The sequence below is a fragment of the Ruegeria sp. AM2 genome, assembly GCF_056540685.1.
Genome location: NZ_JBQFXE010000014.1, coordinates 1 through 23,755, shown reverse-complemented (window position 1 = coordinate 23,755; position 23,755 = coordinate 1). Strand labels below are relative to the sequence as shown.

Annotated in this window: 22 protein-coding genes; 14 read left to right on the top strand and 8 right to left on the bottom strand. The window is 59.5% G+C overall.

Going from position 1 to position 23,755, the window contains the following annotated elements:
- Positions 1–43 precede the first annotated feature (43 nt).
- The 8 genes from fahA to ACR0CR_RS18405 all read left to right on the top strand — a co-directional run bounded on the left by fahA (position 44) and on the right by ACR0CR_RS18405 (position 7,612).
- Positions 44–1,300 carry a fumarylacetoacetase gene (fahA, locus tag ACR0CR_RS18440; RefSeq protein ID WP_480601985.1) on the top strand — a complete coding sequence of 419 codons (1,257 nt, stop codon included), beginning with the start codon at positions 44–46 and terminating at the stop codon, positions 1,298–1,300.
- Positions 1,301–1,310: 10 nt separating this feature from the next.
- Entirely contained in the window at positions 1,311–2,261 is a 951-nt protein-coding gene (locus ACR0CR_RS18435) for an MBL fold metallo-hydrolase (RefSeq protein WP_480601982.1), read from the top strand.
- Between the two features lie 135 nt (positions 2,262–2,396).
- Positions 2,397–4,007 carry an FAD-dependent oxidoreductase gene (locus tag ACR0CR_RS18430; protein ID WP_480601979.1) on the top strand — a complete coding sequence of 537 codons (1,611 nt, stop codon included), beginning with the start codon at positions 2,397–2,399 and terminating at the stop codon, positions 4,005–4,007.
- 3 nt (positions 4,008–4,010) lie between these two features.
- Positions 4,011–4,214: a DUF2783 domain-containing protein gene (locus tag ACR0CR_RS18425; RefSeq protein ID WP_480601976.1), complete on the top strand. Its 204-nt coding sequence runs from the start codon at positions 4,011–4,013 to the stop codon at positions 4,212–4,214.
- 9 nt (positions 4,215–4,223) lie between these two features.
- Positions 4,224–4,865: a maleylacetoacetate isomerase gene (gene maiA, locus ACR0CR_RS18420; protein ID WP_480601973.1), complete on the top strand. Its 642-nt coding sequence runs from the start codon at positions 4,224–4,226 to the stop codon at positions 4,863–4,865.
- A 147-nt stretch (positions 4,866–5,012) separates the two neighbouring features.
- The gene (locus tag ACR0CR_RS18415; protein WP_480601970.1) at positions 5,013–6,404 is read left to right on the top strand and encodes an aminotransferase family protein; all 1,392 of its coding nucleotides are present in this window, start codon (positions 5,013–5,015) and stop codon (positions 6,402–6,404) included.
- Between the two features lie 267 nt (positions 6,405–6,671).
- Positions 6,672–6,878 (top strand): cold-shock protein, encoded by a 207-nt coding sequence (locus ACR0CR_RS18410; protein ID WP_170657663.1) that lies wholly within the window; start codon positions 6,672–6,674, stop codon positions 6,876–6,878.
- A 179-nt stretch (positions 6,879–7,057) separates the two neighbouring features.
- The gene (locus tag ACR0CR_RS18405) at positions 7,058–7,612 is read left to right on the top strand and encodes a L,D-transpeptidase (protein ID WP_480601968.1); all 555 of its coding nucleotides are present in this window, start codon (positions 7,058–7,060) and stop codon (positions 7,610–7,612) included.
- Here the strand turns inward: ACR0CR_RS18405 and ACR0CR_RS18400 are convergent.
- Both ACR0CR_RS18400 and ACR0CR_RS18395 read right to left on the bottom strand, forming a co-directional pair.
- Positions 7,609–8,220: an SOS response-associated peptidase gene (locus tag ACR0CR_RS18400; RefSeq protein ID WP_480601965.1), complete on the bottom strand. Its 612-nt coding sequence runs from the start codon at positions 8,218–8,220 to the stop codon at positions 7,609–7,611. The genes ACR0CR_RS18405 and ACR0CR_RS18400 overlap by 4 nt on opposite strands.
- Positions 8,221–8,229: 9 nt before the next feature.
- Positions 8,230–8,850 carry an arylesterase gene (locus ACR0CR_RS18395; protein WP_480602197.1) on the bottom strand — a complete coding sequence of 207 codons (621 nt, stop codon included), beginning with the start codon at positions 8,848–8,850 and terminating at the stop codon, positions 8,230–8,232.
- A gap of 66 nt (positions 8,851–8,916) precedes the next feature.
- Between ACR0CR_RS18395 and ACR0CR_RS18390 the strand changes: the two genes are divergently transcribed.
- Positions 8,917–9,612, top strand: coding sequence for an ABC transporter ATP-binding protein (locus tag ACR0CR_RS18390; protein WP_480601964.1), 696 nt, complete (start codon positions 8,917–8,919; stop codon positions 9,610–9,612).
- Positions 9,609–12,137, top strand: coding sequence for an ABC transporter permease (locus ACR0CR_RS18385; protein WP_480601962.1), 2,529 nt, complete (start codon positions 9,609–9,611; stop codon positions 12,135–12,137). Before ACR0CR_RS18390 ends, ACR0CR_RS18385 begins: the two co-directional genes overlap by 4 nt.
- A 2-nt stretch (positions 12,138–12,139) precedes the next feature.
- Here the strand turns inward: ACR0CR_RS18385 and ACR0CR_RS18380 are convergent, their stop codons facing one another.
- Complete coding sequence (locus ACR0CR_RS18380; protein ID WP_480601960.1) at positions 12,140–12,586, bottom strand: RrF2 family transcriptional regulator; 447 nt, start codon at positions 12,584–12,586, stop codon at positions 12,140–12,142.
- A 95-nt stretch (positions 12,587–12,681) separates the two neighbouring features.
- Between ACR0CR_RS18380 and ACR0CR_RS18375 the strand changes: the two genes are divergently transcribed.
- On the top strand, positions 12,682–13,248 hold the full coding sequence (locus tag ACR0CR_RS18375; RefSeq protein ID WP_480601959.1) for a gamma-glutamylcyclotransferase family protein: 567 nt from the start codon (positions 12,682–12,684) through the stop codon (positions 13,246–13,248).
- Positions 13,249–13,325: 77 nt separating this feature from the next.
- Here ACR0CR_RS18375 and gltX read toward each other — a convergent pair whose 3' ends face one another.
- Positions 13,326–14,651 carry a glutamate--tRNA ligase gene (gene gltX, locus ACR0CR_RS18370; protein ID WP_480601956.1) on the bottom strand — a complete coding sequence of 442 codons (1,326 nt, stop codon included), beginning with the start codon at positions 14,649–14,651 and terminating at the stop codon, positions 13,326–13,328.
- Between the two features lie 228 nt (positions 14,652–14,879).
- On the opposite strand from gltX, the gene ACR0CR_RS18365 reads away from it, so the two are divergent.
- Positions 14,880–15,812, top strand: a complete 933-nt coding sequence (locus ACR0CR_RS18365) for an MBL fold metallo-hydrolase (protein WP_480601953.1) — start codon at positions 14,880–14,882, stop codon at positions 15,810–15,812.
- Between the two features lie 3 nt (positions 15,813–15,815).
- On the opposite strand, the gene ACR0CR_RS18360 is transcribed toward ACR0CR_RS18365, so the two are convergent.
- From ACR0CR_RS18360 to ACR0CR_RS18350, 3 genes are all read right to left on the bottom strand, one after another.
- Positions 15,816–17,147 carry an NAD(P)/FAD-dependent oxidoreductase gene (locus ACR0CR_RS18360; RefSeq protein ID WP_480601951.1) on the bottom strand — a complete coding sequence of 444 codons (1,332 nt, stop codon included), beginning with the start codon at positions 17,145–17,147 and terminating at the stop codon, positions 15,816–15,818.
- Between the two features lie 151 nt (positions 17,148–17,298).
- Complete coding sequence (locus ACR0CR_RS18355; protein ID WP_480601949.1) at positions 17,299–17,577, bottom strand: hypothetical protein; 279 nt, start codon at positions 17,575–17,577, stop codon at positions 17,299–17,301.
- Positions 17,578–17,874: 297 nt separating this feature from the next.
- On the bottom strand, positions 17,875–19,533 hold the full coding sequence (locus tag ACR0CR_RS18350) for an NAD+ synthase (protein WP_480601945.1): 1,659 nt from the start codon (positions 19,531–19,533) through the stop codon (positions 17,875–17,877).
- Positions 19,534–19,685: 152 nt separating this feature from the next.
- On the opposite strand from ACR0CR_RS18350, the gene ACR0CR_RS18345 reads away from it, so the two are divergent.
- Positions 19,686–21,134 (top strand): MORN repeat-containing protein, encoded by a 1,449-nt coding sequence (locus ACR0CR_RS18345; RefSeq protein WP_480601942.1) that lies wholly within the window; start codon positions 19,686–19,688, stop codon positions 21,132–21,134.
- Between the two features lie 8 nt (positions 21,135–21,142).
- On the opposite strand, the gene ACR0CR_RS18340 is transcribed toward ACR0CR_RS18345, so the two are convergent.
- A complete protein-coding gene (locus ACR0CR_RS18340; RefSeq protein WP_480601940.1) occupies positions 21,143–21,808 on the bottom strand; it encodes an SDR family NAD(P)-dependent oxidoreductase in 666 nt (221 codons plus the stop codon).
- Positions 21,809–22,087: 279 nt separating this feature from the next.
- On the opposite strand from ACR0CR_RS18340, the gene ACR0CR_RS18335 reads away from it, so the two are divergent.
- The gene (locus ACR0CR_RS18335) at positions 22,088–23,656 is read left to right on the top strand and encodes a 2-isopropylmalate synthase (protein WP_480601937.1); all 1,569 of its coding nucleotides are present in this window, start codon (positions 22,088–22,090) and stop codon (positions 23,654–23,656) included.
- The last annotated feature ends 99 nt before the right edge of the window (positions 23,657–23,755 follow it).

The following is a 23,755-nucleotide window of genomic DNA, read 5'->3' as shown; positions in this document are numbered from 1 at the left end:
TTCGTCGAAAAATCTCACCGTTTGAAAAAGGTTTGAAGACAGAATGCCTCTGATGAAGTCCTGGGTGGCTTCGGCCAATGACGCCGAACACCCCTTCCCCTTGAACAACCTTCCCTACGGCGTCTTTTCGACTGAGGGAGGTGAACCACGGTGCGGCGTGGCGATCGGTGACATGATCCTGGATGTTACCACAGCCGAGGCCGAAGGATTGATCACTCTGGCCGATGAGCCGCTGTTCGACCTGCCTTTCTGGAACCCGCTGATGGAGCAAGGCCCCGCCGTCTGGGCCGCCCTCCGCGACCGGTTGACCTCGCTGTTGTCGAAAGGGTCCGAAGAAGTAGCCAAAGTCGAACCTCTGCTGGTCGCGCAAAGCGACGCCGAGATGCACATGCCCTTCGCCGTCAGCGAATACACCGATTTCTACGCTGGGCGTCACCACGCCCAAAACGTCGGCACCATGTTCCGCGGCCCGGAAAACGCATTGCCGCCGAACTGGCTGCATATCCCCATTGGTTATAACGGGCGTGCGTCGTCGGTCGTAGTATCCGGCACCGATATCCGCCGCCCCTGGGGACAACTGAAGTCCCCCGATCACGACGTCCCAGCCTTCCTGCCCTGCCGCCGTTTTGACATTGAGCTTGAGATGGGTGCCATTGTCGGCACACCTTCGGACGGTCCGATTTCTGTGCAAGAGGCGGACGACAACATCTTTGGCTATGTCCTGCTGAACGACTGGTCCGCGCGCGACATTCAGGCCTGGGAATACCAGCCGCTGGGCCCGTTTCAGGCCAAGGCTACCGCAACCTCGATCAGCCCGTGGATTGTGACCAAAGCCGCATTGGAACCCTTCCGCTGCGACACGCCTGCACGCGAATTCGAGCTGCTGGATCATCTCAAAGACTGCGGCCCAATGCTTTATGACATCGACCTTGAGGTCACGATGGCCCCGGCGGGACAAACCGCCAGCCCTATCGCGCGGACCAACTACCGTGAAATGTACTATTCAGCCGCGCAGCAGCTTGCCCATCACTCCACATCCGGCTGCCCGATGAACACGGGCGATTTGCTGGGCTCGGGAACCATCTCGGGCCCGACCAAACCCGAACGCGGCTCTCTCCTGGAACTCAGCTGGGGCGGCAAAGAGCCTTTGACGCTGGACACGGGCGAAACCCGCAGCTTTATCGAAGATGGCGACACGCTGACCCTAAGAGGCGCGGCAAATGGCGATGGCTTTAAGATCGGCTTCGGCGATTGCACCGGCACGGTATTGCCTGCCCTAGAAAACCCCTACGCACGATAAGGAAACCATTATGGCAAAGGCATTCGCGTCCCAGGGGGACATGTCAGAAAAGAAGATCTCGTTCACCGAGGTGGGCGAGGGCCTATATGCCTTCACCGCCGAGGGCGATCCGAATTCGGGCGTCATCATCGGCGATGACAGCGTGATGATTGTCGAGGCTCAGGCAACGCCGCGTCTGGCGGGCAAGGTGATCGAATGCGTGCGGTCCGTGACGGACAAGCCGATCACCCACGTGGCGTTGACCCATTACCACGCGGTTCGCGTATTGGGTGCCAGCGCCTTCGGTGCACAGCAGATCCTGATGTCTGACATGGCCCGCGCGATGGTTGTGGAACGCGGTCAGGAGGACTGGGACAGCGAATTCCAACGCTTCCCGCGCCTGTTCGAAGGGCATGAAAGCATCCCCGGCCTCACATGGCCTACCACGACGTTCAGCGACACGATGACCGTCTATCTGGGTAACCGCCGGATCGACCTGATGCATCTGGGCCGCGCCCACACTGCCGGAGACATTGTTATCCATGTGCCCGATCAGAACGTGATGTTTACCGGTGACATCGTCGAATATCACTCGGCCTGCTATTGCGGCGACGGGCATTTCAGTGACTGGGGCGATACGCTGGATGAGATCAAGTGGTTCGATGTGGACGCGATTGCGCCGGGGCGCGGAGACGCTCTGATCGGCAAGGACATGGTCAACGCGGCCATCGAAAACACGCGCGATTTCGTCGAAAGCACCTATCGCCCGGCAGCCAAGGTTGCAGCACGCGGAGGCTCGTTGAAAGAAGCCTGGGACGCGGTGCGCGCCGAATGTGATCCGAAATTCGCCGACTACGCAATCTACGAACACTGCCTGCCCTTCAACGTTGCCCGCGCCTATGACGAGGCGCGCGGCATTGACACCCCGCGCATCTGGACCGCTCAGCGCGATCTGGAGATGTGGGAGGCGCTGCAAGGCTAAGAAAAAGCGGGCGAATTTGATCCAGATCGTTTTGCCAGCCCGGAATTGGTGAGACCATAAAAACTACACCCTGGCCCCCAAGGTCAGGGACGGAAGGATTGCGCCGAAAACCCATCAAAATTGGGGGGAGAGCCCATGAACAAGATCTTCGAAGTTCCACTTTACGCCTATGAACGTAGCCCCGATCAGGACGCGTCCGCCCCGGTCCGGCACAAGGTCATCGTGGTTGGCGCGGGCCCGGTCGGTCTGGCAGCCGCGATTGATCTGGCGCAGCAAGGGGTCGAAGTGGTCGTGCTGGACGAAAACGACAAGGTCGGCTTTGGCAGCCGGGCCATCTGCTTTTCCCAGCGCACCCTCGACATCGCGGACCGCCTTGGGGCCGGAAAGCCGATGGTCGACAAAGGCGTTCAGTGGAATGTCGGCAAAGTGTTCTTCGATGATCGCGATGTCTATCAGTTCAACCTGCAGCCGGATGATGGATACGCAAACCCCGCGTTTATCAACCTACAGCAATACTATTTTGAGCAGGTCCTCGTAGACCGCGTGCGCGAGTTGCAGGCACAAGGCGCACCCTTGGAAATCCGTGGCCGCAACAAGGTCGAGGCCATCGGCACGCACGATGATCACGTCAAGCTTGAGGTTGAAACCCCCGAAGGCTCCTACACCGTCGAAGCCGATTGGCTGATCGCGTGCGACGGGGCAAACTCTCCGACCCGCCGCATGCTTGGTCTGGATTTTGTGGGCCGCGTGTTCGAAGACAACTTCCTGATCGCAGACGTTGTCATGGAGGCCGATTTTCCGACCGAGCGCTGGTTCTGGTTCGACCCGCCGTTCAACAAGGGCCAATCGGCGCTGTTGCACAAACAGCCCGACAACGTCTGGCGCATCGACCTGCAATTGGGCTGGGACATTGACAAGGAACGTGAAAAGCGCCCCGAAAATGTGATCCCGCGCCTCAAAGCTATGCTGGGCGACGATGTGCAGTTCGACCTTGAATGGGTCAGCATCTACACCTTCCAATGCCGCAGGATGGAAGACTTCCGTCACGGGCGCGTGCTCTTTGCAGGTGATAGCGCCCATCAGGTCAGCCCATTCGGTGCGCGCGGAGCAAACTCGGGGCTACAGGATACGGACAACCTGTGCTGGAAGCTAAAGCTGGTACTGGACGGCAAAGCACCCGAGACGCTTCTGGACAGCTACAACGCCGAACGCATCGTTGGGGCGGATGAGAATATTCTGAACTCCACGCGTTCAACGGATTTCATAACGCCCAAGTCCCAGATGTCGCGCATCCTGCGCGACGCGGTTTTGGACCTGAGCGAGCATTACGAATTTGCCCGCCCACTGGTCAATTCCGGTCGCTTGAGTGTACCGTGCACCTATGACGGATCGCTGCTGAATTCAGCCGATGCGCTGAACGGTCCCGCCACGACGCGCCCCGGTTCGGCCTGTCCGGATGCACCGCTGGGCGACAGGTTCCTGCTGCCACTTCTGTCGGACAAATTCACTTTGCTGACCATCGACGCGGATGCGCCGGATGAGATCGAGGTGGATGGGATACCGGTCACCCGACTGGCCCTGTCCGTCAAGGACGACCCAACACTGGAATTGAAACGCCGCTATCTCGGCGACGCAACCAGTGCGGTTTACCTGATCCGTCCCGACCAGCATGTCGCGGCGCGGCGTGATGCCTATGAAGAAAACGTATTCCACCACGCGGTCCGCAGGGCCACAGGCAAGGAGTAACCCATGACCGATCTGATCCTGACACCGAATATGGACAACGCGGATGATTTCTATGCCGATCTGCTGGCAGCGCATGAAGGGCTGGATAAGGCGCCCGGAGACGCCTTGAATGCGCGTCTGATTCTGATCCTTGCCAATCATATCGGCGACGGAAATGTGCTAAAGCAAGCGTTGAAGGCAGCTGCTCTGGCCGATGACGCGGTCTAGGGCGCGGTTATGTCTGACGTCGTACTCTATGATTATTGGCGGTCCTCGGCCAGCTACCGTGTCCGCATCGCGTTGAACCTGGCCGGAATAGCCTACCGCGCCGTGTCGGTGGATTTGGTCAAAGGGGACCATCGCCAACCCGACCATCTGGCGCGTAATCCGCAAGGTTTAGTCCCGGTTTTGGACATAGACGGAATCCGTCTGACGCAGTCGCTCGCCATTTTGGACTATCTGGACCGGACGCGGCACATGGGCCTGCTGCCCGACGACCCGGCCAAGCGCGCTGCGGCGCAAGCTCTGGCCTACAGCGTCGCTGTGGACGTGCACCCGGTCTGCAATCTGTCGGTCGCAAGACACGCCGCGCAACTGGCGCAAGGTGCCGGGGATATGCCGGGTGATTGGATGCGCCATTTTATTCGCCCCGGACTGCTCGCGTTTGAGGCGCTAATGTCTCAATTTCCACAGTCACCCTATTGCACAGGCTCATCGCCGGGTCTGGCTGACATTTGCCTGATCCCGCAGCTTTACAATGCGCATCGTTGGGGTGTGGACCTGTCTGATTTGCCGCGTTGTCTTGCGGTCGAAGAGCTGTGCAACAGCCAGCCAGCCTTTGCCGCCGCGCATCCCGATTTGCACACGCCTACGCTGTAAATCTGGCCGGATCAGAAGCTTGCAATTCTGGCCCTATGTCGGCGCAATATCTGGCCCTACTTCACGCGCGCATTTCACGGTGATCTGCGGTATCAAGATAGCCTGCGCAGGCGGTTTGCCGCGCACAAAAAACTGAAAGGACATGTCATGGACGGCACGTTCAACGAAAACGATCTTTCCCGTGTGGTCGAGGCCGACCGCGCCCATATCTGGCACCACCTGATCCAACATAAACCCTTTGAAACCAACGACCCGCGCATCATTGTCGAGGGCAAAGGCATGCGTGTCTGGGACCAGAACGGCAAGGAGCATCTGGACGCCGTTTCGGGCGGGGTCTGGACGGTGAACGTGGGCTATGGCCGCGAATCGATCTGCAAGGCCGTCTACGACCAGTTGATGAAGCTGTGCTATTTCGCCCAGTCCGCCGGATCGATTCCCGGTTCGATCTTTGCTGAAAAGCTGATCAGCAAGATGCCGGGGATGAGCCGGGTTTACTATATGAACTCGGGCTCTGAGGCGAACGAGAAAGCCTTTAAGATGGTCCGCCAGATCGCCCACAAGAAATACGGCGGCAAAAAGACCAAGATCCTGTATCGCGACCGCGACTATCACGGCTCTACCCTTGCTGCGATGTCGGCAGGTGGCCAGGACGAACGCAACGCGCAATACGGCCCCTTTGCCCCCGATTTCGTGCGTGTGCCGCATTGCATGGAATACCGCAAGCACGAACTGGACGGCGCGCCCGAAGAGAATTTCGGTGAATGGGCGGCTGATCAGATCGAAGAGGTCATCCTGCGCGAAGGTCCCGATACTGTTGGTGCGCTGTGCCTTGAGCCGGTGACCGCAGGTGGCGGCGTGATTGAGGCGCCCGAGGGATATTGGCAGCGCGTGCAGGAGATCTGCGACAAGTACGACATCCTGCTGCATATTGACGAGGTCGTCTGCGGTGTCGGTCGGACCGGCACATGGTTCGGCTACCAGCAATACGGCGTGAAGCCCGATTTCGTGACCATGGCCAAGGGTGTCGCCTCGGGCTATGCGGCGATTGCCTGCATGGTCACGACCGAGGAAATCTTTGACATGTTCAAAGACAATGCAGACGACCCGATGAACTATTTCCGCGACATCTCGACCTTTGGCGGCTGCACCGCGGGTCCGGCGGCGGCGATCGAAAACATGCGGATCATCGAGGATGAAAACCTGCTGCAGAACTGCACCGACATGGGCGCGCGCATGATGGGCAACCTTCAGGCGCTGATGGAGAAGCACAAGGTTATCGGTGACGTACGTGGCAAGGGCCTGTTCCTCGGGGCAGAACTGGTCTCGGACCGTTCCAGCCGAGATCCTGTGGACGAAAAGATGGCGCAGGCTGTGGTCGCTGACTGCATGGCGCAAGGCGTGATCATTGGCGTGACCAACCGGTCTGTACCGGGCCGGAACAACACGCTGTGCTTCTCGCCTGCATTGATCGCCACACCAGACGATATCGACCAGATCACCGACGCCGTTGACGGCGCGCTGGAGCGTGTGTTCGGCTGATCAGCCGCATCGCCATGGGCCGAATCCGCACGCGGGTTTGGCAAATTGGCACTGAAATGAAGACTTTGGCGGCGTAATCGCGCTCAAATCGGGTTGATCGCGCCACCATTCCTCTTGTCACGTTGCCCGGGCAGTGCCATACCCAAGGGGCATACGTTTTTCTATTTCGACCTACTGTCCCCGATTCCGGCGCTCAGTCTATCGATACAGACGACGACGCCGGGCTGTCGCAACTCCGTGGGCAGCACAATTCAGGAGACAACGGATATGCCTACAGGCACCGTAAAATGGTTTAATACCACCAAAGGCTTTGGCTTTATCGCACCGGAAGAAGGCGGCAAGGACGTGTTTGTACACATCTCTGCTGTTGAACGCTCGGGCCTCACCGGCCTGGCCGACAACCAGAAAGTCACGTACGAGCTGCGCGCCGGTCGTGACGGTCGCGAAAGCGCCGACAACATCGAACTGGTGTAAGTCATTGAAAGGGCGGGGTCTCTCCCCGCCCGATCCCCAAGTGCCAACATCATTCAACCTCAGGTGTGTGGCACAAGAAATACATCACGTTTAGGTTATGTTCCCCCGGTGATTGACCAAGCCAGCTATGGTTTCAAAATAGCTTCGAAATTTCTTTGGTCATTTAGGGGAACCAATTCATGCTTACACGGCGCATATTCATGGCCGGTACTGCCGCCAGCCTGCTGCCCGGTATCGCCAACGCCAAGAAGGCGGTGGAATACGATCCAACGCCGCAATTCGTCCGGATAAAAAAGCAGTTCGTGCCGGGACAATTGCTGGTCGTTCCGCGCTCATTCTACCTGTACTACGTCACCGAGCCCCGCAAGGCGGTCCGCTATGGCTGCGGCGTAGGACGGGCCGGGTTGGAATTCACCGGCACCGCGACAATCGACGTCAAGAAAGAGTGGCCGACCTGGCGGCCTACGGAAGAAATGATCGAGCGTGAGCCGAAAACCTACGCGCGGTTCAAGGATAATGACTACGTCCAGCCTGGGGGCGGAGACAATCCGTTGGGCGCGCGGGCGCTCTATCTGTTCCAAAACGGCGTCGATACCTATTTCCGCATTCACGGCACCACGCAACCCCAGACGATCGGGCGCGCAGCGTCCAACGGGTGCATCCGGATGCTGAACGAGCACGTGATCGACCTGTACAACCGTGTACCGATCGGTACCGTAGTCACGGTGGTCTAGGCTTCCGTCCAGTCCACGTCATCTGCCTCTTCAATGGTCAGCCGCCCGTCGGGCCAAGGCTGGGTGAGGCTTTGCGCGTCGGTCTCGGTCCCCGTCAGCCATGTCCCCACAGCGTCAGGTTCCAACAGAACGCCCATGCGGTGGTGGATCGGTTTGACGTCGGCATTGGGTTCGCAAGTCACGGCGGCCACTTGATCCACGCGCTGCCCGCCCGGGGCAGCCCATGTGTCGGTGATGGCCGCAAACAACAACGGCGCACCGTCCGTTGACGAAATACGCCACGCGGTCTTTCTTCGCTTTTCTCCGGTCCATTCGTACCAGCCGTCCACCGGGATAATCGCACGACCAACTCCGTCAAAAGCACTTTTGTCAAAGACAGTCTCAGAGCGGGCGTTGATGATCGTTTCCATCACCGGACGGCCACGCGCGTTCACGCGACCTACCGGGATCATGCCCCAACGCATCGCGGTCAGCCCTGTTTCGGTCAATGCGACCACCTCTTGCCCCGGCTGAATATTCCTGCGTGGTGGCTGAGGCGCAATGGCACCAGTACCCAGAAATTCAGCGATTTCGGAAATCGGTCGTGTGAGGAAAAACCGCCCAGGCATCGCGCCCTCCTATTCGCCGGCCTGTTCAGCAAGCGTCATTGCCATCGGCCCCAGCGCCTGAACGATCAAAGACACGCCCTGCGCATTCGGATGGATGCCATCGGGTTGCATGTATTGCTGTGCGGCGTTGGGATCGCCTTCGGCGGTCAGACCGGTGAAAAAGCTTTCGGCATAGAGCGCATCGAACTGTTGCGCCAATTCAGGGTACATGGCATCGAACCGCTCTTTGTAGTCAGCCCCATAGTTGCCCGGTGCCTGCATGCCAACGAGCAGCACGTCAACGCTGTTCGCATCCGCCGCTTTCAGGATCGTTTCCAGATGGGCACGCGACACCGAAGGATCGATCCCGCGCAGCAGATCGTTGCCGCCAAGCGCCACGATCATGGCGTCAACATCCGGCGTCAGAGTCCAATCCACGCGCGCAGCACCGCCCGCCGTGGTGTCACCGGAAACGCCCGCATTGATCATACGGACTTCCGCGCCCTCAGCCTCAAGCCAGCGTTGCAGTTGCGGCACAAACCCGTCCTGTTCAGGCAGGCCATAGCCCTGCGTCAGCGAATCCCCCAACGCCGCGATCACCACCGGTTCGGCCGTCGCGGCAAAACCGCAACAGATCAGCGCGCCGGACATCAAAACCTTGCGCAACTTTCTTACAGCGCCATATCCCAATTAAGCCTACTCCTTGCGGACCGAAAAATGACAACCTCAGTTCTGACTCTAGAGAATGCCGCATTGTCGCTGGATGGCAATGCCGGGCGCGTGGATATTCTGCACGATATTTCCCTGACCGTGACCGAGGGCGAGACTTTGGGCCTGGTCGGGCCGTCCGGGTCCGGCAAATCATCCCTACTGATGCTGATGGGCGGGTTAGAGCAAGCCACGGGCGGGAGTGTCACCGCTCTGGGTCAGGACCTGACCCGGATGGATGAGGACGCGTTGGCGCGTTTTCGGCGTGATGCGATGGGGGTCGTGTTTCAGAACTTCCATCTGATCCCGACCATGACAGCGCTGGAAAACGTGGCCACACCGCTGGAACTGGCAGGCCACAAAGACGCCTTTCAGCGCGCGGAAGATGAACTAGACAGCGTTGGCCTTTCGCATCGGCAGGGTCACTACCCAGCGCAGTTGTCAGGGGGCGAGCAACAGCGCGTGGCATTGGCCCGGGCCTCCGCTCCGCGACCCAAAATACTGTTGGCCGACGAGCCCACCGGAAATCTGGATGAAACCAACGGGGCGGCCATCGTCGACCTGTTGTTTGGATTGCGCGACAAGCACGGCGCGACTTTGGTTCTGGTGACACACAGCCACTCGTTGGCGCAAAAATGTGACCGCGTCGTTCGCTTGCGCGATGGACGCATTGCCGAAGATACGCAGCGCGAGGCCGCTGAATGAGCCTGCGCATGGCCGGACGGCTGGCCCGGCGCGAGCTGCGCGGCGGATTGCGCGGGTTTTGGGTGTTTCTCGCCTGCCTCGCTTTGGGGGTTGCCGCGATCGCAGCCGTCGGGTCAGTGCGCTTTGCCATCCAAACTGGGCTGACAAACGAAGGCGCGGCGTTGTTGGGCGGCGATGCCCAGTTGGAATTCACCTATCGCTTTGCCGATGATCAGGAACGCGCCTGGATGGAGCGGACCGCGCAAGGCGTCTCGGAAGTCGTCGACTTTCGGTCAATGGCCGTCGTCGGCGACGGCCCGGATGCGCAACGTGCTTTGACGCAAGTTAAATCGGTCGATGCGGCCTATCCGCTGCTGGGTGCGGCGGAACTGGCCCCCGACATATCCCTACCGGACGCGTTTGAAGGTACGGATGGGCTGCCCGGCGCGGTGATGGATCAGGCGCTGATTGACCGTCTGAGCCTGTCGGTCGGAGATCGCTTTGCCCTCGGCGCGCAGAGTTTTGTGCTGATGGCCGCGCTGGAACATGAACCGGATGGGGCTGCGGATGGGTTCGGTCTTGGACCGCGCACACTTGTCCGCACGCAGGATCTGTCGGCCTCCGGCCTGCTGGAACCCGGCACCTTGTTTTCGACCAAGTACCGGCTGGACCTGCCTGCAAACACCGATCTTGCCGAACTGGCCGTCGAGGCCGGTCAGGCCTTTGACAGCACCGGCATGCGCTGGACCGACGCCCGCAACGGTGCGCCGGGGATTGCCGAGTTTGTCGCCCGCCTCAGCGCCTTTCTGGTGCTGGTCGGGTTGGCCGGTCTGGCCGTCGGTGGGATCGGCGTTTCTGCCGCTGTCCGCGCCTACCTGTCGCAAAAGACCGAGACCATTGCGACCCTACGCACTTTGGGTGCCGACCGCGCGACGATCTTTCAAACTTACGTCATACAGATCGGTGTTCTCTCGGTTGTGGGTGTCGTCATTGGACTGATCCTGGGAGGGTTACTGCCTGTGCTGCTGGCCCCCGCAATCGAAAGCCGCCTGCCCGTTCCTGCCGTGTTTTCGCTCTATCCCCAGCCATTGGCCGAGGCCGCGCTTTACGGCCTGCTCACAGCCTTTCTGTTCACGCTATGGCCTCTGGCCCGAACCGAAGAGGTTCGCGCCGCAACCCTTTTTCGCGATGCTTTGTCCAGCGCGCGCGCTTTGCCACGCTTCGTGTATTTGGTTGCGACAGCCCTTGGGCTCGCAATCCTTATCGGCGCGGCAGCTTGGTTCAGCGGCTCGGTCAGGCTGACTTTGTGGACCAGCGGCGGGCTGGTTGGCGCTTTGATCCTGCTTGCATTGGCTGCCTACGGCATTCGCCGCCTGTCCCGCGCCTGCGCGCCTTGGGCCCGAGGCCGCCCTGCGCTGCGATGGGCGCTGTCTGCAATCTCAGACGCGCGTGAAGGTGCGGCATCGGTTGTTCTGTCACTCGGGCTGGGTCTATCCGTCCTCGCTGCTGTCGGGCAGATCGACGGCACCTTGCGCAACGCAATCTCGGGCAACCTGCCAGATGTGGCCCCGAGCTATTTCTTTGTAGACATACAGAAAGACCAAATGCCCGGGTTCACGGAACGGCTCGAGACTGACCCAGCCGTCAGCCGGATCGAAAGCGCGCCGATGCTGCGAGGCATCATCACCCAGATCAACGGCCAACCGGCCCGAGACGTTGCGGGCAATCACTGGGTTCTGGATGGCGACCGCGGCATCACCTATTCCGCGCTGCCAACGGAAACCACGCGCATCATCGACGGCACATGGTGGTCCGAGGACTACGCCGGCGCCCCTCAGGTCAGCTTTGCAGCAGAAGAGGCCGAGGAAATGGGCCTCAAGATTGGCGACGAACTGACTGTGAACATCTTAGGCCGAGACATCACCGCGACGTTGACCTCAACCCGCGAGGTTGATTTTTCGACCGCAGGTATGGGCTTCATCATGTCCATGAACCCATCAGCATTGGCCGGAGCACCCCACAGTTTCATTGCGACTGTCTATGCCGAAGAACAGGCCGAAGGCGCGATCCTCGGCGATCTGGCGGGACAGTTCCCGAACATCACGGCAATCCGGGTGCGCGACGCCATTGACCGGGTCTCGGGCCTGTTGGCCGGATTGGCCGCTGCAACATCATATGGGGCGGGTGTCTCTCTGTTGACCGGTTTTTTAGTTCTGATCGGTGCTGCGGCAGCGGGCGAACCCGCGCGGCGCTATGAGGCCGCTATTCTGAAAACGCTGGGCGCAAACCGTACCCGCATCCTGTTCAGCTTTGCGCTGCGGGCTATCCTGCTTGGGGCCGCTGCGGGCTGTGTCGCGCTGCTCACCGGCATCCTCGGCGGTTGGGCCGTGGCGACTTATATCTTTGAAACCGACTTTGCCGTCATCTGGCCATCGGCCATCACGATCGTGTTGGCCGGTATCTTCGTGACGCTCGGTGCGGGTCTGGTCTTTGCCTTGCGACCACTCGCCGTTAGACCGGCGCGTATCTTGCGCGCAAGCGACTGAAGTTATCGCACGCAGGCCACCGGCTGCAGAATCTGCAACAGCTGCGTGTTATCGCAAACCAGGGAATCCAGCGTAATCTCATCGAGTGAGGCGTAAAATACCTCTGCCGCATCCTGCAATGCCAACCGCAATCGGCACGCGGCTGTTAGCGGGCAAGTATTGTCGGCATCCGCAAAACATTCGGCAATCGGCAAGCAGCCTTCGACATGGCGGAACACAGATCCGATGCGGATCTGATCCGCTGGACGTGCCAGTTCCATACCGCCATTCCGGCCCCGTTGAGTACTGAGATACTCCAACTGGCTGAGCTGGTTGATCACCTGCGCCAGATGGTTTTCCGAGATGTTGCACACTTCGGCAATCTCGGATTTGGTGACAAGCCGGTCGGGATGTGCGGCGCAATACATCAGCAGGCGCACGGCAATGTTCGTTCGTTTGGTGATCCGCATATTGACCTCCCAAATTTCAAGATGAGGCCTTATTGCATGTCGGGCAAAAAAGCGGTTTGACATACATCAATCGTACCCAAAGGACCCGACGGCACATGGCAGACCCTTACTTTTTTGGCTATGGCAGCTTGGTGAATCTCGCGACCCATGATTTTCCCAACCCCCACCCCGCCAAGCTGAAAGGTTGGCGTAGGGCGTGGCGGCATACCGACCTGCGCCCCGTTGCATTCTTGACTGCCGTTCCCGACCCCGACGCCGAGATTGAGGGCATGATCGCCCATGTCCCCAAAAACGACTGGGTCGCGCTGGATGAACGGGAATGGGCCTATGATCGCGTGCCGGCTACGGATTCCATCGACCACCCGCTGACGCATGACGTGGAAATCGCGGTCTACGCCGTTCCGCAGCGCCAACACGCTGAACCGACGGATCGACACCCGCTGCTTCTCAGCTATATCGATGTTGTTGTTCAAGGCTATCTGCGCGCCTACGGCGAAGACGGGGCCGACAGGTTTTTCGCCACCACCGATGGATGGGATGCGCCGATCCTCAATGATCGCGCTGAACCACGCTACCCGCGCCATCAGCAACTCAAACTCGCAGAGACCCGTTTTGTCGACGACCGCCTCAGCCGTTACGAGGTAACGCTGATCAGCACCTGAGGATCAGCACGAAAGCCCTCCGCTTCTTCTGTTCAAAAATACTTCTGCCAGAGGCAAGCGCCGCACGGCGCGTTCCCTTACCCGCGCGCGCGGATCACCTGAAGCAACGGCAAAAGCGCGGCCATTTCCGGCCCACGTTCCATCCCCGTCAACGCCTTGCGCAGCGGCATGAACAAGCCCTTGCCCTTGCGGCCAGTCGCTTCTTTCACCGCCCCTGTCCATTTGCCCCAGGTGTCTTCGTCAAACGGTCCTTCCGGCAACAGGGCAACGGCCTCGGCAATGAATGCACTGTCTTCATCAGCGATCAGGGGCTCGGCCCCATCGCGGCAAAGCTCCCACCAGCCTTTAAGATCGGCCAGTGTGGTGATGTTCTCGCGCGCCATTGCCCAGAACGGCTCGGCCAAATCTGCGGGCACACCGGCATCCGCAACCGCATCCGCCACATCCGCCAGCGGCAGGGATTGCAGGTGTTTCGCAGTCAAAGGGAACAGATCCTGCACGTCGAACTTGGTCGGTGCAGCCCCGAACCTGCCGATATCGAACCCGTCGATCAACTCGGCCATGTCCGACCGCAATTCAACCGGATCAGAAGACCCCAGACGCGCCATCAGGCTCAGCAGCGCCATCGGCTGGACGCCCTGTTCGCGAAGATCGCGCAGCGCCAAAGTGCCCAGGCGCTTCGACAGCGCCTCGCCCTGCGGGCCAGTCAGCAGAGAATGGTGGGCAAAGCGCGGGCAGGTTCCGCCCAGCGCCTTGATAATCTGAATCTGCGTCGCGGTGTTGGTTACATGGTCCGAACCGCGCACCACGTCAGTCACGCCCATCTCGGTATCATCCACCACCGACGCAATCGTATATAGCACCTGACCATCCCCCCGGATCAGGACCGGATCGGACACGGACGCCGCATCGATCGAGATATTTCCCAAAATGCCGTCATTCCATTCGATCCGCTCATGATCAAGCTTGAACCGCCAGACACCGTTGCCGCGCTCGGCGCGAATGGCCTCTTTCTCGGCGTCCGACAGGGTCAGCGCGGCGCGGTCATAAACCGGCGGCTTGCCCATATTCAGTTGCTTCTTGCGCTTGAGGTCCAATTCGGTCGGCGTTTCAAACGCCTCGTAGAACCGGCCCATGTCGCGCAGCTTGTCCGCAGCCTCGGCATAGCGATCCAAACGATCCGACTGACGCTCAACCCTGTCCCAGTGCAGGCCAAGCCACTCCATATCCTGCTTGATCGCATCGACATATTCTTCCTTCGACCGCTCGGGGTCGGTATCGTCGATCCGAAGGATGAACGTACCCCCGGCCTTGCGGGCGATCAGGTAATTCATCAAAGCGGTGCGCAGGTTGCCCACATGAATGTAGCCGGTGGGTGACGGGGCAAAACGGGTGGTGGTCATCGGTGTCTCCTGTTGGCGCGGCTCTTGTCATATGAGCGTGGATTTGTCCAGCCACGGGGGACCGCAACGGCCGTTTGACCCAGCCCCAACCCAACACCAAAATCCGCACCTAAACAAAAATTCACACGTAATGTTCAACCCTGCACCCTATGTCTTGCATCTATAAGCTAGCAACAGACACACATCGACCTAGTTCTATCATCGGCGTTCTGACAGGGAGACTTAGATATGAGCATCAAATTGACACGTAGAGCGGCGCTGGGTGCCGCAGCGACTTTGCCATTTGCATCAGCGGCAACTCCGCTTTTGGCTGCGGGGGCCGAGACCAAGGCCAACTCGACCGTCGCCAAGTCCTATCATTTGGGTGACTTTACGGTCACAACCCTGCTGGACGGCAGCCTGCCGCGGGATGGTGCCAAAGAGATCTTCGGCGGCGGCGCGTCCGACGAGGAATTCGCAAAGGTTTCGGCCGAAAACTTCATCCCCGCGGACAAGGCTCAATTCTACTTCACACCTACACTGGTGAATACCGGTTCAGAACTTGTTCTTTTCGACACCGGCCTTGGGCAGGGCGGCATTCAGGCGGCATTGGCCGACGCGGGTGTAACCCCTGATCAGATCGATATCGTGGTCCTGACGCATATGCACCCTGATCATATCGGCGGTATGACGACAAACGACGCCCCGACCTTTGCCAACGCGCGGTATGTCACCGCATCGCCCGAATATGATTTCTGGGCCGCGCAGGAGGCGGGCAACCGCGTCGGAGATCTGGTGGCCGCCAAAGTCACGCCTTTGGCCGAGAAGATGACGTTCCTGGGGGACGGTGGTGAAGTTGCCTCGGGTATCACAGCTGTCGCTGCATACGGGCACACGCCCGGCCACACGGTCTATCATCTGGAAAGCAACGGTCAGCGGCTGGTTCTGACGGCCGATCTAGCGAACCACTACGTCTGGTCCTTTGCGCACCCGGAATGGGAAGTGCGGTTCGACATGGACAAAGCCGCAGCAACCGCGTCGCGGCGCAACGTCCTGGGCATGCTGGCCGCCGACAAGGTTCCGATGATCGGCTATCACATGCCCTTCCCGGCCGCAGGTTACGTTGAGCCGCGTGGCGAAGGCTTCCGGTTCGTGCCGGTCAGCTACCAAATGGCGGGCTAGCATTTAATACCCTGGATCCGGCCGCACTTTTGAGCCATCCGTGAAACGGGACAGGCGAAACGCGGTCGGATCGACGCAGAGTGTCGATCCGGTCACAAGATCGGCCACCAGCCGTCCTGCCCCTGGACCGATGCCGAACCCGTGTCCCGAGAATCCGGTTGCGATGTAAAGGCCCGGTATTGCATCAACATCCGAAATCACCGGGATCGCGTCCGGCGTTACGTCAATCAATCCTGCCCAGCTTTGAACGATCTCTGCTTGATCCAGCATCGGGAAACTCTTGCGGGCCCTGGACCATGTGGTCCGCAGAACCTTTTGCGACGGCTCGGGGTCCAGAACGCGACACTGTTCAAACGGGGTGACATCCGTCGGCAACCATGCACGATCTTCCCGCGCTTCAACCATCCAACGACGTGAGAGGCGAAACCGCAGCGACTTCCATTCTTGGCGAAACGCGGGCAGGAATTGCAACGCGAGGCGGAAGCTGTCTGGTACAAGGTCCACCGTGTTCTCATGACCCGACGCGATCGTGTACCCGCCATCCGCACGCTTGCGCATCGCAAACCCGTCGGACCAGAAGGCTGTACCGGGCCCACCCTCGACAGGCGAAGTGCGCATGACCGTGTTCAGGACTTTGAGCTGCGGCAGCCCGATTCCGGCATTCCCCGAGAACAGCCGGGACCATGCACCACCCGCAAGTACAACACGCCCGCACTGAACACGACCACGTTCAGTAACCACGCCAGAAATCTGACCGGCCTGAATGTCCAGACTGCGAACCGCGCAATTGGTCATGACGACGGCGCCATTGTCCCGTGCGGCCTCAGCCATCGCCGGGGCCACCCATTGAGGTTCGGCGCGCCCGTCCTGCGGCATGATAAGTGCTGCATTTGAAGTATCGGAACGTCCCGGCTGCAGGTGCTGCAACTCTGCCCCTTGGATCATGTCTGCGCCGGTGCCTAAATCCGCGATATGCGTGGTCCAGCGCTCAAGGTCGCTGGCCGCGCGGGCAGTCGGCGCGTCAAACAGGATACCTGACTGAACATACCCGGTCTTTCGCCCAATCCGGGCGTCCAGCCCCTGCCAGATGCCGATGGAGGTTTGCATCAACGGAATTTCGCGGGGGTCTCGCAATCCAAGACGCACCCAACCCCAATTGCGCGAGCTTTGTTCGGCCCCGATCCGGCCTTTCTCGCACAACAGAACCGAAACGCCCCGTTCCGCCAGTTCCAATGCCGTTGAAACGCCAATAATGCCGCCGCCGATCACCACGACATCTACTTTTTTGGGAAGGGACAGATCAGACTCGACAGGGGTCAGAGTGGGGCCAGGCATCAACCGCTCGTGCTAGTATTCTCGAGGTCACATGGAGCGCGAGAAGACCCGGTGATGCAATGCACAATTGGGTCGATCAAAGCAATTGATCGCACCTGTGGCTGTTAAGCCAAACCGGTGGGTATTTCAGAGGTGTAAGCGCGGTGGAAAATCAGGCCGCGCCGGAAAACTCAGTCCATTTCTGACGCAGAACCGCGCCCAGACCGGGCTGGGCATCACCCACCGGAACGGACGGCTCCGGAGGCATCAGATCCGGGAAAGCGTGTGCCGCAGGGGCATTGCTTGCAGGCTCTGCACCGCCCGGATTTTCACTGTTCATCAGATCGGCAATCGCCGCATCCGTCTTTGATTCGTCCAGAACGCGACCCTTGGATTCCATTGCTTTGTATTGCAACGGAGCATGAAGCGGCTTGTCATAATTGTTCGCCATTTGACCACCCAAACCATTAACGACATCCCAAAACACGGATGCACTTACCCAGTTGTGAACCCGGCGCGGAATTCGCTGAACTAGCGCACCGCGCGGATTGCGTCACATTTGCCCAACATAAGGCAAACCCACGACCCAAATGTGGCAAAAAATGGACGCTTAGGCAAGCTCAACCCAAACGGCTATCGCCTGGAATTTCTCAACTGTAGACAATGCCAATCTAACGGATCGTTTAATATCTGTTTTGGCAACAGTTGGGCCTCGACACGCCTCGATTCCGATGGTCGCGCCGCGCCTTCAGGAGCGGTCACGCCACCGGTTAACGATTGGATAGCGTCGATCAAGCCAAAATGCCCTTGGAGTCAGCCTTGTGCCGGGGGCCGACTGAAAACGTTTGTATTCGCTGATGTAGATCAGATGCTCGACCCGCCTTGCCACGTCCTCATCAAACCCGGCAGCCACGCAATCTGCGATCGACCCATCCTGATCGACGAGAATTTCCAGGATGGCATCAAGTTCCGGGTAATCCGGCAGGCTGTCGCTGTCTTTCTGATCTTCGCGCAGTTCTGCACTGGGTGGCTTGTCGATGACCGATGGGCGGATCACCTCGGTTGCCGGACCCATCATCCAATCGCGGTGGTTGGCGTTGCGCCAGCGACAGGTCTCAAACACGCGGGTCTTATACAAGTCTTTGATCGGGTTATAACCGCCATTCATGTCGCCGTAGATCGTGGCATAGCCGACTGCGACCTCGGATTTATTACCGGTGGTCAGCAGCATCTCACCAAACTTGTTCGAGATCGCCATGAGCAGCAATCCGCGCAGGCGGGACTGGACGTTTTCCTCAGTCAGGTCCTCATCTCGCCCGGCGAATAACGGGGCGAGCGTCTCGGTTACGGCGGCCTTGCCCTGTGAAATCGGCACAAAGTCGTAATGCACACCCAGCGCCTTGGCGACGGCTTCGGCATCGTCCAAGGAGCTTTGGCTGGTATATTCGGATGGCAGCATCACACAGCGCACATTCTGCGCGCCAATCGCATCGACAGCGATGGCTGCCACAAGCGCTGAATCCACGCCGCCAGACAGCCCCAGCACTGCCTTCTGAAACCCTGTTTTCGCTATGTAGTCCCGCAAGGACTGAATCATCGCGCGATAGTCCTGCTCCCACGTGTCCGGCTGCCGGACGATCTCACCCGCATCGATGCGCCACCCGGAATCTCCGCGCGAGAGGTCAACATGCGTAATCGCTTCGTCAAAAACGGGCATCCGAAAAGCCAATTCCCCGCCCGGGTTCAGACCAAATGTGGCACCATCAAAGACCTGATCGTCCTGACCGCCCACCATGTTCAGGTAGATGACCGGCAATCCTGTCTCGACGACGCGGGCAACCATGTGGTTTAGCCGAACTTCGTATTTGTCGCGAAAATAGGGTGACCCGTTGGGGATCAGCAGAAACTCGGCACCCGATTCTTCCAGCGTTTCCGACACATCCTCGTGCCAGCCATCCTCACAGATCGGGCTGCCGATTCGTGTGTTTCCAACGGCATAGGGTCCTCCCATAGGGCCCGAGTCATACAAGCGCACTTCATCAAAGACGGTTTCATTCGGCAGGTGGTATTTCAATACCTTGCTAACAATGCGCCCGCCGTTGAGTATCAGATAGGCGTTGTAAAGCTTGCCGTCCTCGAACCAGGGTCCGCCAATTGCCAGCGCCGGTCCGTCCGCGCAGTCCTGCGCCAAAGCCTCAACCGCGCGCATCGCGGCCTGGTGAAACACAGGCTTCATTACCAGGTCTTGGGTGTTGTAGCCGGTGATGAACATTTCGGGCAACGCCACCATATCGGCATTCGCGTCCCGCCCCTGCCGCCAGGCCTCGGCCGCTTTTGCGGCATTTCCGTCGATATCCCCGACGGTGGGGTTCAGTTGTGCCAGCGTGATGCGGAAACGATCGGCCATTTTACCCTCATGCCTTCGTCAGTCTTTCAGGGATTTAGCAGATCACAGCGTGAGTAAAAGGCAAATGCGGCAAAAGCCGTTGCCCTGCCCCCGGCGGTATCTTAGTTTTGCGCAAAGATACGACATCATCGATCAGGCAGGCCGAGACTCACATGAATGTAATCCGCTTATCCATTGCCGCAGCAGCCCTTGCACTTGCCGCACAGGCCCACGCGCAGCAGGACGGTCAGGTCGTGGTCGCCGATGACGACGTCGGCGGCGTGTACGAAGGGACCTTTGAAAACGGATTGCGCCACGGAACCGGCACCTATCGCCTGCCAGATGGGTTCGAATACTCCGGCGAATGGGTCGCAGGTGAGATACAGGGGCAAGGCACGGCCCGTTACGCCAACGGCTCGGTCTACGAAGGAACGTTCGTCAAGGGTCAGCCGGAGGGCCAGGGTAAAATCCTGTTCACAGATGGCGGAAGCTATGAAGGCGAATGGTCCGAAGGTGCAATCAATGGCGCTGGCGTTGCGCAATATGCCAACGGCATGCGCTATGAAGGTGGATTCAAAAACGCCCGGCACCATGGCAAAGGCGTGATCTCTGATCCTGGCGGATATGCCTATGACGGCGACTGGGTGGATGGCGTAAAACAAGGCTCTGGCACCATCACCTATGCCGGAGGTGGTACATACGCGGGCGAGATTCAGGCAGGTCAGCGTCACGGGCAAGGTGAACTCACCATGCCCGACGGTATGATCTATGCTGGCCAATGGACCGAGGACCAGATCACCGGCTCGGGTCGATTGACGCAGGCGAACGGAGATGTCTACGAAGGCGATCTGGTCGATGGGCGCAGGCAAGGCAAGGGTAAGGCGACCTATGCCAATGGCGACGTTTACGAAGGAGATTTCGTAGACGATCAGCGCCACGGTCAGGGCACTTTCACCGGCACCGATGGCTTTACCTATACCGGCGAATGGACCAAGGGCCAGATTGAGGGTCTGGGCGAGGCAAGCTACCCCGACGGCTCGGTCTACACCGGCGATTTCAAGGGAGACTTGGCAGAAGGCAAGGGCCGAATATCCTATCCCGATGGGTCCGCTTACGATGGCGATTGGATCGCTGGCGTGATCGAAGGGAAAGGCACCGCAACCTATTCCAACGGCACTGTCTACACAGGCGCTTTCAAGAATGCCCGAAACCATGGAACGGGCGTTCTGACTTATGCGGACGGGTATAAATACGAAGGCGAATGGATTGACGGCGTCCGACAGGGCAACGGAACTGCAACCTATGCCGATGGCACCGTTTACTCAGGCGGTTTCGAGCAGGGACAGCGCCATGGTCAGGGCGAGATTACCATGGCCAACGGGTTCAAATACTCGGGTCAATGGACCGACGGCAAAATAACCGGCACCGGAACGGCCACATATTCCAACGGGGATGTCTATGAGGGTAATTTTGTCGATGCCAAACGTCAGGGCACCGGCACGATGACCTATGCGAATGGCGAGGTTGAAACCGGCGTCTGGGACAACGGGGCGCTCTCCGAAGACAGTTCGACCGAGGCCGCCGACCCCGAAACTCCTGAGACCGACACGTCAGACGGCTAGACGCGCGGTCACCAGGGAACCGGCTTACCGGCCCAGTCAAAGAAACCGCCTGTATCCTGGGGCGTCAGTCCGGAGATCACGGATAGCAGATTTTCTGCGGCTTCGTCCGGTGAAACGGCTGGATGACGGCCTAGATATTTCTCAGTAAAGGTGGTTTTGACCGTCCCCGGGTGAAGCGAAACACAGATTGCGTTCGGGTGTGTCCGGTTCAACTCGATCGCGGCAGTATGAACAATCTGGTTCACCGCAGCCTTGGCCGCGCGATAGCTGACCCAACCGCCCAAACGGTTGTCCCCAATGGACCCAACCCGCGCCGACAGCACGGCCACCACCGCCCGCCTGTCTCGCGGCAGCAATCGGCTGGCATGCCGCAGAATCAGCGCCGGGCCGACTGCATTCAACGCGAACTGATCCATCATAGCCTGCGCTGAGACCGACCGCATGGATTTCTCGGGCGCGGAACCATTGATCTCCAATGCGCCCGTTGCCACCAGGACCAGATCAAACGGCCCATTTACCTGCGACAGCAAACGCTCGGTCACATCCGCGTCCGTCAAGTCCAGCCCATCCTGGGATCGCGACAACCCAGTCACCGGGACCTGCTGGGCGCGCAGATTGCGGATCAGCGCCTTGCCGATACCGCCGCTTGAACCAATGATCAGAGCCTTAGACATGAAGCAGTACCTAGCGACATACCCAGCACGTTCAACGCTTTGCCCGCAATTATGCTGGCCTCGCACATTTTCTTACTTTTCATTCCCAATCCGCATTGTATAACCTGACGTCATGATCAACCGCGCAGATATCCCATTTGTCGACGCCGCCCTTCGCGGTGCGTCTTTGCGTGGCCTACTGATCCTAATCCGCCTCTGAGCGTGCCACCCGGCGCGCCCGCTCAGAGGAGGACGCCCGCGCGCCAATAGGCATTAGGACAGAAGAAGAAAGAGTACCCCATGACCAACGTGACCGACCAAGACCGCGTCTTGATCTTTGACACCACTTTGCGCGACGGCGAGCAAAGCCCCGGCGCAACCATGACGCATAACGAAAAGCTGGAGATTGCCGAGCTGCTGGACGAGATGGGCGTCGATATCATCGAGGCTGGCTTCCCCATTGCTTCGGAAGGTGATTTCAAGGCGGTGTCCGAGATTGCCCAGCGGTCCAAGAACAGCCGCATCTGCGGGCTGGCCCGCGCCAATTTCGCCGATATCGACCGCTGTTGGGAGGCCGTGAAACACGCGGGTCAAAACCGCATTCACACTTTCATCGGCACATCCCCGCTGCACCGCGCCATTCCTAACCTGACGATGGACGAGATGGCCGACAAAATCCACGAGACAGTCAGCCACGCGCGCAACTTGTGCGAAAACGTGCAATGGTCGCCGATGGACGCAACCCGGACCGAGTGGGACTATCTGTGCCGCGTAATCGAGATTGCGATCAAGGCCGGGGCGACCACGATCAATATCCCCGACACGGTGGGCTACACCGCGCCAGTGGAAAGCGCCGACTTGATCAAACGCCTGATCGAGACCGTACCGGGCGCGGATGAGGTGATCTTTGCAACGCACTGCCACAACGACCTTGGCATGGCGACGGCAAACTCGCTGGCCGCCGTCGCGGGCGGCGCGCGTCAGATCGAATGCACCATCAACGGTCTGGGCGAGCGTGCCGGCAATACTGCATTGGAAGAGGTCGTCATGGCCCTGCGTACCCGCAACGACATCATGCCGTGGCACACTGGCATCGATACGACCAAGATCATGCATATCTCGCGCCGGGTGGCGACGGTGTCGGGCTTCAATGTGCAGTTCAACAAGGCCATCGTCGGCAAGAACGCCTTTGCCCATGAAAGCGGCATCCATCAGGACGGGATGCTGAAGAACCGCGAGAATTTTGAGATCATGCGTCCCGAGGATATCGGCCTGTCGGGAACCTCGCTGCCTTTGGGCAAACACTCGGGCCGCGCCGCCCTGCGCGACAAGCTCGAGACGCTGGGCTTTGAATTGGGCGACAACCAGCTTCGCGACATTTTCGTGCGGTTCAAAGATCTGGCCGACCGCAAGAAAGAGGTTTTCGACGACGACCTCATTGCCTTGATGACGCTGGATGAAGCTGATGACTACCTGCAATTGGTGTCCATGAAAGTGACCTGCGGCACCGGTGGTCAGGCAGAATCGACGGTTGAGCTTGAGATGGACGGCAAGGATATCATCGCCACAGAACATGGAGACGGGCCGGTAGATGCGACCTTCAAGGCGATCCGGGCGATATATCCCAACCAAGCACATCTTCAACTGTACCAGGTTCACGCTGTCACCGAAGGCACCGACGCGCAGGCGACGGTTTCGGTGCGTCTGGAAGAGGACGGGATGATTGCGACCGGTCAATCGGCCAATACCGATACCGTGGTGGCCTCGGCCAAAGCCTACATCCACGCCCTGAACCGTCTGATCATGCGTCGCGAGAAAACCGGCCCCGGAACGGACGCGCGCGAGATCAGCTACAAAGACCTGACCTGAACACCTGAGGGGGAAAGGCTCCCGCACCCGCGGGTGCCCGGCTCCGCCGAACCCCCTTGCGGCTTTGGGCCCGGCAGCGCGCCTGCGGCGCGCTGCAGG